Origin of the sequence: Bacillus sp. FSL W8-0223 (assembly GCF_038006805.1) — a bacterium.
GTDB classification, from domain to species: Bacteria; Bacillota; Bacilli; order Bacillales; family DSM-4216; genus Bacillus_O; species Bacillus_O smithii.
Map to the genome: position 1 here is coordinate 3,324,800 of NZ_JBBOVX010000001.1, position 16,808 is coordinate 3,341,607.

A 16,808-nucleotide genomic window follows, 5' to 3' on the forward strand; every position below is an offset into this window, starting at 1 on the left:
TTCCCTTCACCTTTTCTTCCTCGGAATAAACAGACGCGGCATTTTGAAAAACCGCGTCCACTCTATGAAACTGTGTATTTGATCTTTTAAACGGTGTATTTGATCTTTTGTTTTTCCTCATGCCTTTTTATGGCCAAATCAATTAATGTTTCAATCAGCTGAGGGTAATCTAAACCGCTATGTTTCCAAAGAAGCGGAAACATGCTGACGGGGGTAAATCCCGGCATCGTATTGACCTCATTAATCAGAACTCGGCCGTCTTCTGTCAAAAAGAAATCGGCACGAACCAGTCCGGAACAATCTAAAGCTTGGAAAGCTTTGATCGCTATTTGCTCCATCTCTGCCTTAACTTTCTCAGAAATTTCTGCCGGTATAATCAATTGCGTACTATTATCTTGATATTTCGCTTTATAATCATAAAATTCCTTTTTAGGAACGATTTCTCCCGGTACGGAACATTTCGGATCATCGTTCCCGAGCACTCCCATTTCTATTTCTCTCGCTTTTACTCCCTGTTCCACAATGATTTTACGGTCATATTGAAAAGCTTCCTTAAAGGCCTTTTCCAATTCATCTCGATTGGAACATTTGTTAATTCCCACGCTGGAACCGAGGTTGGCCGGTTTCACAAAACAAGGATAGCCGATTTCTTTTTCCGTTAATTCGTATGTTACTTCTTGATTTTTTTCCCAATGGCTGCGCGTAAACCAAACATAATCGACTTGGGCAAGGCCTGCTTCTGCAAATATATGTTTCATGATCACTTTGTCCATTCCCGCCGCCGAGGCTAAGACTCCATTTCCGACATAAGGAATGTTTAAAAGTTCAAGCATCCCTTGAACTGTGCCGTCTTCACCATTTGGTCCGTGCAAAAGCGGGAAGACCACATCAAACTCTTCACCGCCTTCCAGGAAAGCCGCTAACGGATGAGTGGATTCTTGGTTTTGAGGCGAAAACTGCAAATCTTCCACGCTTTCTGCCGGTCTTTCCAATTTCGGTCCTTTAATCCATTGTCCTTCTTTATTTATATGAACCGGATACACGTCGAATTTTTCCAAATCCAACGCTTCCGTCACCGCTTTGGCTGTCTGAAGGGAAACTTCATGTTCCGCTGATTTCCCGCCATATAATAAACAAACTTTCGTTTTCATCACGAACCTCCAATATTGTTGATTTTCATTAAGAAAAATCATTCTATTCCTGTTCATTGAATAACATTTCTATTTTATCATTTCTTTACATGCCGGAAAAACGTTTCTTCATATGATTATATGCAATCACACTATGAAATTTTAAGAAAATCTGGATAATACATGGCTTTTCGTTCTTTATTCAAGATTTCCTGTTTACTAAAGAAAGGCAGAAAGGTTCCATTTGGAATGGTCAGCCTCACTTTCCTGAAATGGTCATAGTCTGGAAAAAATTTCTTTAAAAGCTCCCCATTGCTTTTTCCACAAGAAACCGGAAATCAAGGGTCAATCCGAAAATAGATTAGAAAGTGGAGATCGTTTTTATTCTTATATTCGCATTATAAAAACGCCAGCCTTAAAAAGAACAGCCCATGAATGCAAAAATAATGGAAACAAATAAGCCTTTTGATTTTTTTATCATTGACAAAATATAACCTTGACGTTAACGTTAAATGTAAATTGATGCCATATTGGATGAATACATGATTTTTTACAAGGAATAAACGGCAAAAAACGATCTTGGGCAACATCATTCCAGCGCCGGAAAGGACGTGAAAAAAGAAGCTGTTTGTTTTTCGGCAAAAAAGGAGGCTTGTTTTTTCCCGCATGCGTTTCGTTTCAAAAAACGATGGAACAAGCAAGTGCAAACGTCTGGCCACTCTCAATGAAAAACGAGCGAGCGAACGAGTGAATCGACCTAAAAACGAGCCTGATTTTGTTTGGTCCATCGTTTTAAACCAATACAGAAAGGAAGGATTTTTCATGGAAGAAAGAAACTTTGCACGCGCGCGATTGATTACCGTATTTGCGTCATTTTTAGCGTTTATGGGGATAGGAGTTGTGGACCCGATCCTGCCGGTTATTGCCGAGCAAATCGGGGCTTCTCATTGGCAAGTAGAAATGCTGTTTACCGCCTATATTTTCATCATGTCCGTTATGATGATTCCCGCTGGCATTTTGGCCAGCCGCGCCGGAGATAAAAGGCTTATGGTTGCTGGTCTTATCGTGGTAACGATTTTTTCATTGTTATGCGGACTTTCCCAAAATATCCCGGAATTGTCCATTTTCCGAGGCGGCTGGGGACTTGGCAATTCGATGTTTTTCGCTACCGCTATGACATTATTAATCGCTCTGTCCGACGATGCCCAAAAAGCGGTTGGTTTATATGAGGCCGCCATCGGTTTAGGTATGGCCGGCGGTCCTTTAGTGGGCGGTCTGCTTGGGGATTTTTCCTGGCGGTTTCCTTTCATTGCGACCGGCATTTTGATTTTTACTGCATTTTTGCTTGTGGCGTTCTTTGTATTTGAACCGTCGTCTAAACAAACGCGTAAACCGGCCGGATTGAAAGACCTTAAAAACTTGTTTACGTTCCCGCCTTTTTTGATTGCCTCGCTTTCGGGAATGCTCTATTATTATGGATTTTTCGTTGTTCTGGCTTATACGCCGCTTACTCTTGGACTTTCAGCCATTCAAATCGGCTTGGTGTTTTGTGGATGGGGGCTTTTCCTTGCATACGGATCTGCCGGTTTAGCTCACAAATTAGAAGAAAAATATTCTCCAAAACAAATTTTGCCGTTTAGTTTACTTGTTTTTGCAATGTTAGTCGGGGCCTTATTCTTTGTGCATTCCAGCATCGCATTGATTACCATCGTCATCGTCTCCGGTTTAGCATGCGGGTTAAACAACGCCTTGTTTACAAGCTACGTGGTGGAAGTATCTCCTTATGAACGTGGGGTTACATCCGGTACTTACAATTGCATCCGCTGGATCGGGGCAGCCGTTGCTCCTGTGTTGTCAGGATATCTAGGAGAATCCATTTCTGCCCACACGCCATTTATCATTGCCTGTACCCTTGCGATTATTTCCATCTTGTTAATGATGATTAAGCCAAAGCAAGCAAAAGTTTCTGTCCGCAAAACCATCGCCAAATAATAAAGTTCGCTCAGAAAATTGCTTAAACTTGTATACGAATTCCAAGCCGAAAAAGGACTTGCCATAAAAGCCTCTTACAGTCTTCGTAAGAGGCTTTTACACTCATTTAGGAAAACGCATATTTTTCCGTCAGAAAATACTAGCAGTTCAGATCTTTTTTCGTCTTAAGGAGAATTCGGAGCTCTTCTCTTTCCAGTATTGGCTTTCACCATTCTATTGCTCTACTGTCTTGGTCAAAACATCATTTGGCCATGGTGGTTCACAAAGATCGCAAGCCAAGTGCTGCTTAACCTTCGCCTGGTATACAGAGTTCCTTCGTTTGTTTTGTCGGCTTCTCTATTTAAATAAAGCGCTCCATTCCCGCATTTTTTTATCATAGACCAGCTGCCCGTCCGGAGTCTCTCCCGTTTTATCCAAATAGTCATCCACCATTTCATCCATATTGATATAATCCCCTATTACCCAAACGGGAATTTCAATTTTATGTCGAGTTTGATTCGCTCTAGATATGGAGATGACCATGCCTTCTTTCATCTTGTCTTTGAAGGAAGCGATCACATCCCTCGGAACCGAAGGAAATTCTCTCCCTCTTTTCAGATTAAACAGCCCCTTTTCTCCTCTTATATGGCTCATTTTCAAAGCAATCACATGTCCGAGCATATAATAAAAATCGGTTAAAAATCGATAATAGGTTTTATTGAACCAGCCATCATCATGGGATAAATATACGTAGCGGTTATTCAGTTTGCTGTAAAAAGGATCGCTTAAATGCTGTTTGCTGTGCCCTAAATAAAGGAGCTCGGCGATTTCCTGCCCCTCCAATTCATTCAGCCCGTCCGTGTCTTCAAAGTCAAGCCAGCAAAAGTCGCCATATTCATACACATCTTCTTTCAGCAGCCGATCCAAATTGTCTTTTTCCACATAATCTAAAAGAGTGTGCATGTTAAAATCGCTGTAGTCAAAGTTATGCTTCAAAAGCAAAACATTATTCAGTTCCTTGGGGAGACATTTTACAAACTCGCGGAACTCAATTCCATATGACATCGTATATTGATGAACCGCATTTAAATGAATATAAATAAGCTCCTTCATAATCCCATGATTTCTCAATCTTATGACCTCCGAATCTTCCCAATCTCCTTTTTCCATCCGATACACATATTCTCATTACTATTTTAGCAAAATTAGGTGAAAAGACGTATGATAAAATATGATTGAAGCAATAAAAATTCGTTCTGTCATTAGATTTATTCTATTTCTATTGTGATTTGGAATATAGGCCATTCTTCCTCCGCATTTCATCACGCCGGAGAACAGAAAGAGCCGGGAATTCCAAAACATACGACTCCATTTTTTATGTTTCGATTTATAATAAGGACTTAGCCCATTAAAGGAGGGAATGACGGTGATTCAAAATTTGACAGAAGATCAAATGACGCTTCTTGTCATTAAAGCCTTAAAAGAAGGGAAAAAAACAGACTTTCAAAAGCTTTTGGAAGAATTGCATCCCTACGATATGGCTACGATCTATAAAAATTTACCGGAAAAACATAAACTGCGTTTTCTTTTACAGCTAAACATTCCCGTCCTAACCGATATGATTCAAGAGCTGGGTCATGAAGAACAGCTTGAAGTTTTGAAAAAGCTCGGGAGAGAAAAATCACGAAAGGTCTTAGACGATATGGACAACGACGACCTTGCGTCCTTGCTCGACGACATGTCTCCCGAAAGAATCAAATCGTTTTTGTCCGGAATGAAAAAAGAAGAGTCCACCATCATTAAAAACATGATGAATTATCCTTCTGAAACGGCCGGCCGTCTCATGACGAACCGTTTCGTATGGATTCGCAATTATTATACGGTGAGAGAAGCCGTAGATAAGTTAAAGACGTTTGCAGAATATGCTGAAACCATCAACTATTTATACGTAATTGATGAAAACCGAAAACTGGTGGGCGTTGTTTCCTACCGCGATCTTCTTCTCGCTGATATAAACGCCAAAATCAAGGATATCATGTATGAGCGTGTCATTTCAGTATCCGTTCTAACCGACCAAGAAGAAATTGCCAGGCTCATTGAACGTTACGACTTTTTGGCGATACCGGTTGTCGACGAAGAAGGGGTTTTGCAAGGAATCGTCACGTTCGACGACATTATCGACGTTGTCATACAAGAAGCGAATGAAGACATCGAAAAACTTTCCGCTTCAGGGAAAGCGATCGATTTTGATACAAAAGCGCCTGTAGCGGCCTTTCGACGGCTTCCATGGCTGATCTTGCTGCTGTTTATCGGCCTCGTTTCCGGAAGCATCATTTCAGGATTCCAAGCAACATTGCAAAAAGTAGTCGCTTTAGCTTTTTTCATGCCTATGATTGCAGGCATGACCGGAAATACAGGAACACAATCATTGGCAGTGGTGGTGAGGGGCCTTGCTTCTAAAGACATTAATATGAAAACAGCTTTAAAATTAGTCGGACGTGAATTCGTTGTCGGCGTCATTATCGGTGCGATTTGTTCTGTTCTTTTGTTTGCGATCGCTTTTTTCTGGCAAGGAAGCGCCATTCTCGGATTGGTGGTCAGCCTCTCCATTCTTCTCACGCTCATCATTGGAACTTTGGCCGGAACGGTGATCCCTCTGATCTTGTACAAATTAAAAGTTGACCCGGCAGTAGCATCCGGTCCGCTGATTACGACCATTAACGATATTTTTTCACTTCTCATTTATTTTACGATCGCTTCCTGGTTCCTGGATCGGTTAATTTAAACAGGTGTGAAAGTTTGCTATTTGGGAAAGATAAAGAGAACCTATATATAGAGCTCTCGTTACTCTATATTTTTCCATTAATCGATGAAGTTTACCAATTTGGTGCTCTCACTGCTGATCTAAATCGGAATTATGATACAATAGGACAATAGATATAGACATGAAAATTATTATAGGAGGTGTGGAAGGCTATTTTCAAAAAGAGCCGATCTTCCCTTTGTTAATGGCTTCCGTTGAATCGGAACGCTAAGATTCAAGAGGTGGATCGCCCTCAGGAACTAGCCTCACGCTTTGATTACCGTCAAAATCATAGCTATTCTTGCGCTCATCGCTTTCGCAGCGTTTTTCGTAGTAGCAGAATTTTCCATCGTAAAAGTGCGATCCTCTAGAATTGATCAACTCGTATCAGAAGGAAACAACAAAGCAGTGGCCGTAAAACGAATTATTACCCATATGGATTCCTATTTATCCGCCACTCAATTAGGGATTACCATTACCTCTTTAGGACTTGGTTGGCTTGGAGAGCCTACAGTAAAGGCTCTCATCCATCCATTGTTCCGCGCGATGCATTTGCCAAACAACATCGCTCATGTACTTTCGTTTTTGATTTCTTTTTCCGTTATCACGTTTTTGAGCGTGGTTTTAGGAGAACTTGCTCCTAAATCGGTAGCCATTCAAAAAGCCGAAGCGATTACGCTGGCGATTGCAAAGCCATTGATTGGTTTTTATCGGTTGATGTTCCCTTTTATATGGGTATTAAATCAGTCTGCACGGCTTGTTACTCATTTATTTGGTTTAAAGCCTGCGACGGAAACCGACATCGCTCACTCTGAAGAAGAATTGCGGATCATTTTGTCAGAAAGCTATAAAAGCGGTGAAATCAACCAATCGGAGTACCGATATGTCAATAAAATTTTTGAATTCGACAACCGCCTGGCAAAAGAAATTATGGTGCCGCGGATGGAAATTGTCAGTTTTGATCAATCCGATACGTTAGAGGATATTTTAGAAACGCTTTTAGCGGAAAAGTATACCCGATATCCGATTACGGACGGAGACAAAGATAACATTATCGGCATGATTAACATGAAGGAAGTATTGACAGACTGTGTGTCTAATTTAAACAATAAGAAAAAGCCGCTTATACACTATGTCAAGCCGATCATCCGCGTCATAGAAACGATCCCTGTTCAGAGCCTTTTGGTAAAAATGCAAAAGGAAAGGACGCATATGGCCGTCCTTCTGGATGAATACGGCGGCACTGCCGGAATTGTAACGGTTGAAGATATCCTGGAAGAAATCGTAGGCGAAATTCGGGACGAGTTTGATACAGACGAGGTTCCTCTTATCCGCAAAATTGGAGATAACCATTACCTCTTAGATGCCAAAGTGCTGATCGAAGACGTGAACGATCTTCTCGGAACCGCTTTGGACGAAGAAGATGTTGATACTATCGGAGGATGGCTCCTCACACAAAAATATGATTTAGCCGAAGGAGATATTATTGAATATCTTCCGTACCAATTTAAGATTGCAGAAATGGACGGACACCATATTTTGTATGTAGAAATTTCTAAAGTCAGCACCACTCCCTCAAGGGTTTAACTTTTCATCAGACTTTAAGCATCCATGCCTCCCCATCCTTTCAAAGGCGAAGATGCTTAAAGTCGCTCATTTCACCAGTCTCCTCTCTCCAATGAGTTCATAGGCGATAATCTCCTGTTTTCAAAAAGACGCCAATACTTTTTTAGATAAAAGTGTATAAATCTTGAAAACCATCTTAAGATGACTTAGAATAAAACCATTTTCCCCGCCATAAAATAGGGAAATAAAGCCTCCAATTGACGGGAGTTCAAGTATTTTTTATAATATTGTTAATTTAAACACGAATTTGGGGTGATAAAATGGGACATTGATGCTTTTTTTCTTGACGTCCGTTCACCTGTTTCTTTCGACTTAAGAACTATTTGTTATTCACAATAAAGAAAAAATATAACAATAAAGCCATTCAAATACTTTAGGAGGTGACTCCTTACTCGCCGTCTCAGCGAGATAAGGAAATTTATTTGGACATATTTAGTCTGGTTCTTGTCGTTATGTTAATTGCAATAACGGCGTTTTTCGTAGCTTCTGAATTTGCCATTGTAAAGATTAGAAGCTCGCGGATCGACCAATTGATTGAGGAAGGCAGCAAACGAGCCGTTGCCGCCAAAACTCTCATTACGCACCTGGATGAATATTTGTCGGCTTGCCAATTGGGAATTACGATTACCGCACTTGGGCTTGGATGGTTAGGCGAACCTGCTGTAGGCCGCATGCTTCACCCGATATTTGAAAGCATGAATTTAGCCGATTCCGTTCAACACATTTTGTCAGTGGGAATTGCTTTTGCCTTGATTACCTTCATCCACGTAGTGGTAGGAGAATTAGCGCCAAAGTCATTCGCCATTCAAAAAGCAGAAGCTATCACTCTATTTGTGGCGCAGCCGCTCATTTGGTTTTATCGGATCATGTTCCCATTTATATGGTTGTTAAACGGTTCATCCCGACTCGTAACGAGAATCTTTGGTTTAAATCCGACATCGGAAAGTGAACTGGCCCATTCGGAAGAAGAACTGCGCATTCTTCTTTCTGAAAGCTATAAAAGCGGCGAAATTAACCAGTCCGAATATAAATATGTCAACAACATTTTTGAATTCGGTGATCGAATTGCAAAAGAGATAATGGTTCCCCGTACCGAAATCATTTCTCTTTCCAAAGATGAAACAATAGAATCCTTTATAAAGACCGTCAAAGAAGAAAAATTTACCCGTTACCCTATTATTGATGGGGATAAAGACCACATTATCGGATTAGTAAACTTAAAAGAAATCCTTACAGATTACGTGCAAAACCAAGAAAACATCCAACAAACGCTCGAATCCTATGTCCGCCCCATTATAAGAGTGATCGATACCATTCCTATTCATGATTTGTTAATCAAAATGCAAAAGGAACAAATCCATATGGCCGTTTTAATGGATGAGTACGGAGGAACGGCGGGTTTGGTTACGGTAGAAGATATTCTTGAGGAAATTGTCGGCGAAATTCGCGACGAATTTGATTTGGATGAAGTTCCCTTGATTCGGAAGATCAACGAGCATCATTTTATATTGGATGCGAAGGTGCTGGTCAGCGAAGTAAATGATCTGCTTGGACTGGAAATTGAAGAGGAAGACGTCGACACGATTGGCGGCTGGGTTTTAACGAAAAACTATGATGCCAGCCAAGGGGATGTTATTTTTTATGAAAACTATGAATTTCGTATTTTAGATATGGAGGATCACCATATCAAATATATTGAAGTTCTAAAAAAAGAATCACCTGAAGAGCAAATAGCACCGACCAAACAAATTTCGCTCGCGGAAAATGAAGCCATCTCTTAACGAAAAAGGCGCCAGGAATTCATCCCGGCGCCTTTTTCACGATTCTTACGGTGTCTTTACCCTGAATTCTCAGACAACGAATGACCTTCAACATCCATTCAATCATAAGGTGGATTTTTTTATACGCGCATACTAAACTATGTAAACACCTTTACAACTTTACAATTCCTCTGATATCTTTATATCCTTGTAGAGCTCGGAACAAATCCAAGCGAGACTTCGTTTTCGTTACTTTAACGCCCAAACTGGAAAGCTTGTTGATTACTCTTGCGATCCGCTCACTGTCCTTCACCACAACAGACACCTCTTCATTTTGAAGTTTATACTTTTTCTACGAATCAAACGGCAAACAGTTTCATCTTTTTTTTGAAAAAATATTGACCTTTATCTCCTCTTCTTAACAGCCCATCATCCCTCCCCCATCCTTGCATTTAAAGCGGCGGTCCTCTTGCAAACCATGATAGTACAGTTTCCTTAATAAATTCTTATCATTTAATGAAAAATCATCGAATCCTTTCCTAAACAAAAAGAAAAATAAGGTATCGTTATAGCAAACAAAGGAATATACTGATAAAATATGCTAAGTATAAAGTGTCCCCTTCTTTATACAAGATGGCTGCTGCTATTTCCATTTAAAACAGGGATGAAGAATAACCAATTCAATAGCTGGAAGTTGGCGGGGATGAATATGGAAATATTGGCAATTTTATTAATTCTCTTGTTTCTTCTGAATATCCTTTTTGCTGGCGTCATTATTTTCTTGGAAAGGAAGGAACCAAGCGCTACGTGGGGATGGCTGTTAGTATTGTTTTTTATCCCTCTCGTAGGATTTATTCTGTACTTAATCTTTGGACAAAATTTAACAAGACGCCGATTGTTTGATTGGGATGATATTAAAAAAATCGGGATAGAAAAAATGATTGACCAGCAAATCGCTGCTTTAAAAGAAGACCGATTTGATTTTTGCGATCCACATGCCGCAAAAAACCGCGATTTAATTTACATGCATCTTATCAACAATGACGCGGTGCTCACTCAAGACAACGATATAGACATATTTGTTGACGGCCAAGAAAAATTTGAGGCATTACTAAAAGACATCGCCAAAGCAAAAGACCACATTCATCTTCAATATTACATTTTCCGTGCCGATCACATCGGAAAACAGCTGATTCAGCTTTTAACAAAAAAAGCGAAAGAAGGAGTCGAAGTTAGAATTCTTTATGATGCAATGGGGTCTAGGCGGTTGTCGAAAAGATCATTCCGTCATTTAATAGCCGCCGGAGGCCGAGTGGAAGTGTTTTTCCCGTCCCGCATACCTTTAATTAATTTACGATTAAATTACCGCAATCATAGAAAATTGGTCATTATCGATGGGAAAATTGGGTATGTCGGCGGGTTTAACGTGGGGGATGAATACTTAGGATTGAATCCCAAATTTGGCTACTGGCGTGACACACATTTACGAATTACCGGAAAAGCAGTTCATGCGATTCAAACACGCTTCATCCTGGATTGGAATCAAGCGGCGCCGACACGCTACGATATCCAATATTCAGACCGGTATTTTCCGGAATCCCGTCCGGCCGGACAAATCCCCATTCAAATCGTGACAAGCGGTCCTGATTCGGAATGGGAAGCCATTAAAAACGGCTATATCAAAATGATTTCCAATGCCGAAAAATCAATCTACATTCAGACTCCTTATTTTATTCCTGATGCCAGTTTACTCGACGCTCTTAGAATCGCCGCTTTGTCTGGCAAAGACATTCGCATCATGATTCCTAACAAACCTGACCATATTTTTGTTTATTGGGCGACCCTTTCTTATATCGGGGAGCTATTGAAAGTTGGAGCAAAAGTCTACATTTACGAAAATGGCTTTATTCATGCTAAAACGATTATCGTAGACGAAAAGATCAGCTCCGTTGGAACAGCGAACATTGACGTCCGAAGTTTCCGGTTAAATTTCGAAGTCAATGCCTTTATTTATCATGAAGAAACAGCTCAAAACCTATCGGAATTTTTCAAGCAAGATTTAACGAAATGCCAAGAATTAACGATTGATCGTTATCAATTACGTCCTCTCAGAATTCGCTTTAAAGAATCGATTTCGCGCCTGCTCTCACCAATTTTATAAGGCTGTTGTTTTCTGTTGTCGTCCGCTTCCATCTCTGCCGTGTTTGGCCTATTTGATAAAAAAATAAAGATAGCAATCTCATCTCAATTTCTATATAATGGGAATAACGATTGATCGGGAGGGGCGACATTGAAACGGGCCGACATTGAATATGCCATAAAAGAAATCAAGATGGATTATATCCGTATTCAAGGCGATATAGAAAAACTGGAATCTACAGGCCAAAGCGTCTCCAATGCGGAAAAGATGTTAAAACAAATGGAAGACCAGCTTAAATATTTGAATGAACAGTTGTTAAAATGCGAAGAATGACAAAAAGTTGACCCCTAGTGGAGTCAACTTTTTTATTTCGACGATTTTAATACATCGTGGTCGACATAGCGCTCGCCGTTCATCTCGCTCAAGACATTAATCGCCACATTGGCTCCGTCGCCTGCAGTGATAATTGTATGAACGCTTGTCCCTGCCGCAACTCCGGCTGCCCAGACACCTTCCATGCTAGTCCGCCCTTGACCGTCCGTCTCAATGATCTGTTTGACGCGTGGTTCCGTTCCTGCTTTCACCTTTAATCCAAGCGTTTCGGCAATCTTCGTCAGCATTCCGGTAGCAATAATCAATTGTTTCGCTTCGTAGCGGCCTTTCTCTGTCACAATTTCAAAACCATTGTCTGTTTTCTTCACGTCTGTTACTTCCGCTTCCACCCATTCCGCACCAAATTTTTCTGATTGTTTTCGACCGATTTCTACTAAATCCGGTCCCGTTATTTCCGCAACACCGTAATGGTTTTCAATCCACGCTCTTTTGGTTACACTTTTCCCGTTATCAATAACCAACGTCCTTTTTCCGGCTTTGCTGGTAAAAAGAGCAGCACTTCCGCCGGCAGGGCCTCCGCCGATAATGGCAATTTCAAACATGTTTTCATCCCCTTTTCCTTTCATTCCTCCATTTTTATTATGACATTGCCGGTGGTATTTTTCAAAATTTCTAAACTTTTCATCCGAACGAAAACGATTCCGTTTTTTTTCGGGAAAATGGGTGTGGAATGTTTTGTTTGCAGTCGAAAATTCCATACTAATGAAATAAACACTTATGGACTTTTTCTATCATCAATCGCTTACTTTTACGGAAATCAACGAGAAGATGATGGAGCCAAGCAGCACAAAATCGTTGGTTATACATGTTTCACCAATGCTTTCTCCAAACATGATCCCTTGCTGTCAGAGCCAATATTTATGACAAAAATCGTTCTACAGCAAGTTGGATGGTCCACACTGAATAATCATTCTATTGTACTTTTTGGAAAAGTTTGTGTATGTTCAAAGTAGACCTTGTATTTCTTACAGAAGAAAGGTGAATACGCATTGGATAGGATATGGACTTCCATGATCATCATTTTATTGCTCATTTTCATGAACGGAATTTTGTCCATGATGGAAACGGCCATTGTCGCTTTACGCAAATCGGAATTGGAAGAAAAAGCGAAATCAGGTGCAAAAAAAGCGAAGAGGGCCTTTCGGATAGCAAAAGAACCAAATCAGCTGTTATCTTCGATTCAAATTTGTCTGACCTTGATTGAGATGACGATTGGCGCCATCAGCAGCATATCTATTGCTAAAGAGCTTTCTCGCTGGCTTTTCGCCGTTTTCCCGTCTATGCCATATATCGATCTCATCAGTTATGTTCTCGTGATCGTTTTGATTGCATTGCTGACCATTATTTTTGGAGAAATGGTTCCGAAAAGAGTCGCATTAAATCATCCTGAAAAAACGGCCATTGCTCTTGCCAACGGAATGTATTGGCTAGCACTAATAACCAAACCGATTGTGCGCTGTTTTACTTTTCTGTCTCGTTTTGTTCTAAAGATGTTTCACATTCAATTGATGCCGACCCGTTCGGTTACGGAAGAGGAAATTCGGCACATGATTGAACAAGGTGTATCAAGCGGAATCGTAGAAGAAGTAGAACATGAAATTGTGGAGCAAGTATTTAATTTAGGCGATTTGCGTTTAAATGATATTTTTACGCCCCGCACTCAGTTGACTTGGATCGACTTGGAAGATCCGTTAGAAATCAATTTGAGAAAAATCATTGAAGGAGGCCATTCCATTTATCCGGCAGGAAACGGAGATTTAGATAACTTTGCCGGAATGATCCACACGAAAGATTTGCTCACTCAAAGCTTGAGCCAAGAACCGATTGATTTACATAGCATATTAAGGCCCGCTCTTTTCCTCCCAGAGCCAATGAAAGTGTATCATGCCTTGGAAGCGATGAAAAAAGAAGGCCGCAACGAGGCGATCGTCATTGATGAATACGGAGGAATTGAAGGGCTGATCACTCTCCATGACATTATGGAGGAACTGATTGGGGATATTCCCGGGGAAGACGACCCCGATGAACCGAAAATTATAGAACGGGATGACCATACTTGGCTTGCTGACGGGCTTGTCAGCATAGAAGATTTTAAACGGTATTTTGATATCGAAGAGCTTCCTGATATTGAATCCAAAATCTCCTATCATACGATCGGCGGCTTTATGATTCTTTATTTAGGAAAAATTCCCGCCGTCAAAGATAAAATCGATATTGAACATTTGACACTGGAAGTCATCGATATGGACGATGTCCGTGTAGATAAAATTTTAATCACGAAAAAAACGGACGAACCGGATCATCAAACGGAAGATTTTTCATAAGTCATATAGAGAAAGGTTCTGCCTTTGGGTCAGGACCTCTTTATGTATACATAGACACGATGAAGTCCTGTTTTTTAAAAAATAGAAAAATTCCGCACAAAATGAATTGTATTTTCAAATGCATAGGAGTAGTATTTTTATTATGGAAAGAATTTTGAAGAGTGGTTGAATAGGTGGGATATACGTTGAGCCAAGCAGCTATCATTGCATTGAGCATCTTTATCATTACCTATATTTTTATTATTCTAGAAAAATTTCATCGAACCATTGTTGCTATAATCGGTGGATTGTTGATGATTGTATTTGGCGTATTGACACAGGAGCAGGCCATTGATCATATTGATTTTAATACGATCGGATTGTTGATTGGCATGATGGTCATAGTATCGATTGCCTCAGAGACAGGCTTGTTCCATTACATTGCCATTTGGTCGGCCAAAAAAGTGAAGGCAGATCCAATCAAATTGCTTATTATCCTTTCCTTAATTACAGCTTTCGGTTCCGCATTCTTGGACAATGTGACAACGGTGCTTTTAATCGTGCCGATGACTTTCAACATTACGAACCGCTTGAAAATCAACCCGGTTCCTTATTTATTAGGAGAAGTGTTCGCTTCCAACATCGGCGGAACCGCCACATTAATCGGCGATCCGCCGAACATGATGATCGGAAGCGCCGTTAAGGAATTAACCTTTCTGTCCTTTATGAATAACTTGGCCCCCGTCTGTTTCCTTGTGTTGCTCGTTACGATCGCCATTCTCGCCTTTTTGTTTCGAAAACAGCTCACCACCTCGGCAGTTCTCAAAGAAAAGCTGCTCGCTTTGGATGAAAAAAAAGAAATAACCAATGCAGTACTTTTGAAAAAATGTTTGTCCGTCCTGCTTATCACGATTGTCGGCTTTTTTTTCCATCCGCTTCTGCATGTTGAAACAGCCGTGATCGCTCTGTTAGGAGCTTTCATACTGTTGTTATGGACGGGAGGAGAATATTTGGAATCAGCTTTGAAAAAGGTGGAGTGGACAACCCTTTTCTTCTTTATAGGACTGTTTGTCATTGTGGGCGGGCTGGTCGAAACAGGACTTATTTCCGCACTCGGCAAAAAGGCGATAGAAATAACCGACGGGAATGTGACGATCGCATCGTTTTTGATTTTATGGCTAAGCGCGATTGTTTCGGCGTTTGTCGATAATATTCCTTTCGTTTCCACCATGATCCCGCTTGTCCAAACGATGGGCGATTTGGGAATTAAGAATCTCGAACCGCTGTGGTGGAGTTTATCTCTTGGTGCCTGTCTTGGCGGAAATGGTACGTTGATCGGCGCCAGCGCCAACTTAATCGTAGCCGGTCTTGCCGCCCAACTAGGCGTCAAAATCACCTTCACTTCGTTTTTAAAAATCGGATTTCCGCTTATGCTTATTTCGATTCTTATCTCAAGCGTCTATATTTATCTTCGTTATTTATGGTAGACCGAAAGAGAAGCCGGCACATCTTTTCCTATCAAAACAGGAGGGTTCTGTTGTCCCTTTTGATGTCGTTGAAAGACAAGAGCCCCGGCCTCTACCAATAGATTCAAAGGCGCAGGGCTCTGCCATTGGAATGGAATCGGTTTAAGGCTAAGCTTTCATCCGCATCCGTTCGGGGAGGGTTTGAATCGAATGGATAACGTCATCCAGCTTCGTCTCCACACGATACAACAGATAAAATGTCACCACGATCGGAAACCCTACATCTTGGATGAATGAAAGTAATTGTTCCATTTTCCCCCTCCTATTCTTCGTCAATGTTCGGAAAGAATGATCCCGCATGAACCTATCATACGGGATCATTCATCATGGATGGACCGGAAATTACTCAAGTGAATAGTCAGTAGTATTACGTTCTACCAACCGCGCACCTTGGATTCCAACCAATGAACCGTTTGGCGTTTGGAAAATGTTAGCCGCGATGATGCTGGTCATGGCCATTTTCATCTCTGCAGGACTGAGCGTTTCTTTCGGACTGTCCACCGTAATGGACGCTGTTTTCCCAAGTTCCGTTTTAAACTGCAGTTCAAGCGTTTTAGCCATATTTCTCCCCTCCTTCATTCATTACAAAATGTCCGACTGATCACTGCGTTCGACTCTCACAAGCGGCTTATCCGACAACGAACCTAAAGCATTGGCAGCTTGGCTCAACTGATCCGGTGTCGCTTCCAACCGGATGTTGGAAAAAGTCTTCGCTTTATAAACCGGCTTTCCTTTTTCATCCAAACCATAATCGAACACCAACCGCAAACTCGATGCTTTCAAATTAGCTTCTGCCATGTTCTCCCCTCCTTTCACTCCTTATATAGAAAAAAATGACCGGACAAGACACCGTGCAAGTAACTCTATCTCTCTAAAACTCTGAAAACTCAAAACGCGGCATATGCACTCTTCTGTTTAAACCCCTTGTCAAGAAAAGATTTTTCAGTCATACTAAAAAATAGAAAATGGAATAACGTAACCACAATCAGCGGAAAGTTGAATCTTGCGCTGATAGGTCCAAGATGAGAATTTGTAGGGGAGCCGGTAGTGCCGGCTGAGAAAGCATCCGCTAGATGCTGACCCTTCGAACCTGATCTGGTTGATGCCAGCGTAGGGAACATATTCTCAAACAGGCGGTTTTTTCTTGTTTGAAAAT

At 41.0% G+C, this 16,808-nt stretch carries 15 protein-coding genes and 1 riboswitch; of the genes, 8 read left to right on the forward strand and 7 right to left on the reverse strand.

Annotation, left to right across the window (positions count from 1 at the left end):
• Positions 1-86: 86 nt before the first annotated feature.
• Complete coding sequence (locus NST81_RS15955) at positions 87-1,151, reverse strand: D-alanine--D-alanine ligase (RefSeq protein WP_341030250.1); 1,065 nt, start codon at positions 1,149-1,151, stop codon at positions 87-89.
• Between the two features lie 801 nt (positions 1,152-1,952).
• On the opposite strand from NST81_RS15955, the gene NST81_RS15960 reads away from it, so the two are divergent.
• Positions 1,953-3,122, forward strand: a complete 1,170-nt coding sequence (locus tag NST81_RS15960) for an MFS transporter (RefSeq protein WP_048624551.1) — start codon at positions 1,953-1,955, stop codon at positions 3,120-3,122.
• Positions 3,123-3,458: 336 nt separating this feature from the next.
• Here the strand turns inward: NST81_RS15960 and NST81_RS15965 are convergent, their stop codons facing one another.
• The gene (locus tag NST81_RS15965; RefSeq protein ID WP_004439400.1) at positions 3,459-4,232 is read right to left on the reverse strand and encodes a hypothetical protein; all 774 of its coding nucleotides are present in this window, start codon (positions 4,230-4,232) and stop codon (positions 3,459-3,461) included.
• A gap of 295 nt (positions 4,233-4,527) precedes the next feature.
• Here NST81_RS15965 and mgtE point away from each other — a divergent pair, with 295 nt between their 5' ends.
• The 3 genes from mgtE (at position 4,528) to NST81_RS15980 (ending at position 9,311) form a co-directional block, all read left to right on the forward strand.
• Positions 4,528-5,886 carry a magnesium transporter gene (gene mgtE / locus NST81_RS15970; RefSeq protein ID WP_048624159.1) on the forward strand — a complete coding sequence of 453 codons (1,359 nt, stop codon included), beginning with the start codon at positions 4,528-4,530 and terminating at the stop codon, positions 5,884-5,886.
• 291 nt (positions 5,887-6,177) lie between these two features.
• Positions 6,178-7,491, forward strand: a complete 1,314-nt coding sequence (locus tag NST81_RS15975) for a hemolysin family protein (protein WP_341030255.1) — start codon at positions 6,178-6,180, stop codon at positions 7,489-7,491.
• A gap of 461 nt (positions 7,492-7,952) precedes the next feature.
• Entirely contained in the window at positions 7,953-9,311 is a 1,359-nt protein-coding gene (locus NST81_RS15980) for a hemolysin family protein (RefSeq protein WP_327798241.1), read from the forward strand.
• 151 nt (positions 9,312-9,462) lie between these two features.
• On the opposite strand, the gene NST81_RS15985 is transcribed toward NST81_RS15980, so the two are convergent.
• The gene (locus tag NST81_RS15985) at positions 9,463-9,606 is read right to left on the reverse strand and encodes an Lmo0850 family protein (protein WP_156179267.1); all 144 of its coding nucleotides are present in this window, start codon (positions 9,604-9,606) and stop codon (positions 9,463-9,465) included.
• Between the two features lie 393 nt (positions 9,607-9,999).
• Here NST81_RS15985 and cls point away from each other — a divergent pair, with 393 nt between their 5' ends.
• Together cls and NST81_RS15995 are read left to right on the forward strand one after the other, a co-directional pair.
• A complete protein-coding gene (cls, locus tag NST81_RS15990; RefSeq protein ID WP_341030510.1) occupies positions 10,000-11,451 on the forward strand; it encodes a cardiolipin synthase in 1,452 nt (483 codons plus the stop codon).
• A gap of 129 nt (positions 11,452-11,580) precedes the next feature.
• Positions 11,581-11,763, forward strand: a complete 183-nt coding sequence (locus NST81_RS15995) for an SE1832 family protein (RefSeq protein WP_004439417.1) — start codon at positions 11,581-11,583, stop codon at positions 11,761-11,763.
• A gap of 32 nt (positions 11,764-11,795) precedes the next feature.
• Here NST81_RS15995 and NST81_RS16000 read toward each other — a convergent pair whose 3' ends face one another.
• Complete coding sequence (locus NST81_RS16000) at positions 11,796-12,365, reverse strand: FAD-dependent oxidoreductase (protein ID WP_004439420.1); 570 nt, start codon at positions 12,363-12,365, stop codon at positions 11,796-11,798.
• Positions 12,366-12,812: 447 nt separating this feature from the next.
• Here NST81_RS16000 and NST81_RS16005 point away from each other — a divergent pair, with 447 nt between their 5' ends.
• Complete coding sequence (locus NST81_RS16005; protein WP_341030259.1) at positions 12,813-14,147, forward strand: hemolysin family protein; 1,335 nt, start codon at positions 12,813-12,815, stop codon at positions 14,145-14,147.
• Positions 14,148-14,332: 185 nt separating this feature from the next.
• A complete protein-coding gene (locus NST81_RS16010) occupies positions 14,333-15,613 on the forward strand; it encodes an ArsB/NhaD family transporter (protein WP_341030262.1) in 1,281 nt (426 codons plus the stop codon).
• Positions 15,614-15,760: 147 nt separating this feature from the next.
• On the opposite strand, the gene NST81_RS16015 is transcribed toward NST81_RS16010, so the two are convergent.
• The 3 genes from NST81_RS16015 to NST81_RS16025 form a co-directional block, all read right to left on the reverse strand.
• On the reverse strand, positions 15,761-15,904 hold the full coding sequence (locus NST81_RS16015; RefSeq protein ID WP_004439428.1) for a YvrJ family protein: 144 nt from the start codon (positions 15,902-15,904) through the stop codon (positions 15,761-15,763).
• Between the two features lie 90 nt (positions 15,905-15,994).
• Positions 15,995-16,213 carry a DUF2922 domain-containing protein gene (locus NST81_RS16020; protein ID WP_004439431.1) on the reverse strand — a complete coding sequence of 73 codons (219 nt, stop codon included), beginning with the start codon at positions 16,211-16,213 and terminating at the stop codon, positions 15,995-15,997.
• Positions 16,214-16,234: 21 nt separating this feature from the next.
• Positions 16,235-16,450, reverse strand: coding sequence for a DUF1659 domain-containing protein (locus NST81_RS16025; RefSeq protein WP_004439433.1), 216 nt, complete (start codon positions 16,448-16,450; stop codon positions 16,235-16,237).
• A gap of 226 nt (positions 16,451-16,676) precedes the next feature.
• Positions 16,677-16,786, forward strand: a riboswitch (TPP riboswitch).
• Positions 16,787-16,808: the final 22 nt, after the last annotated feature.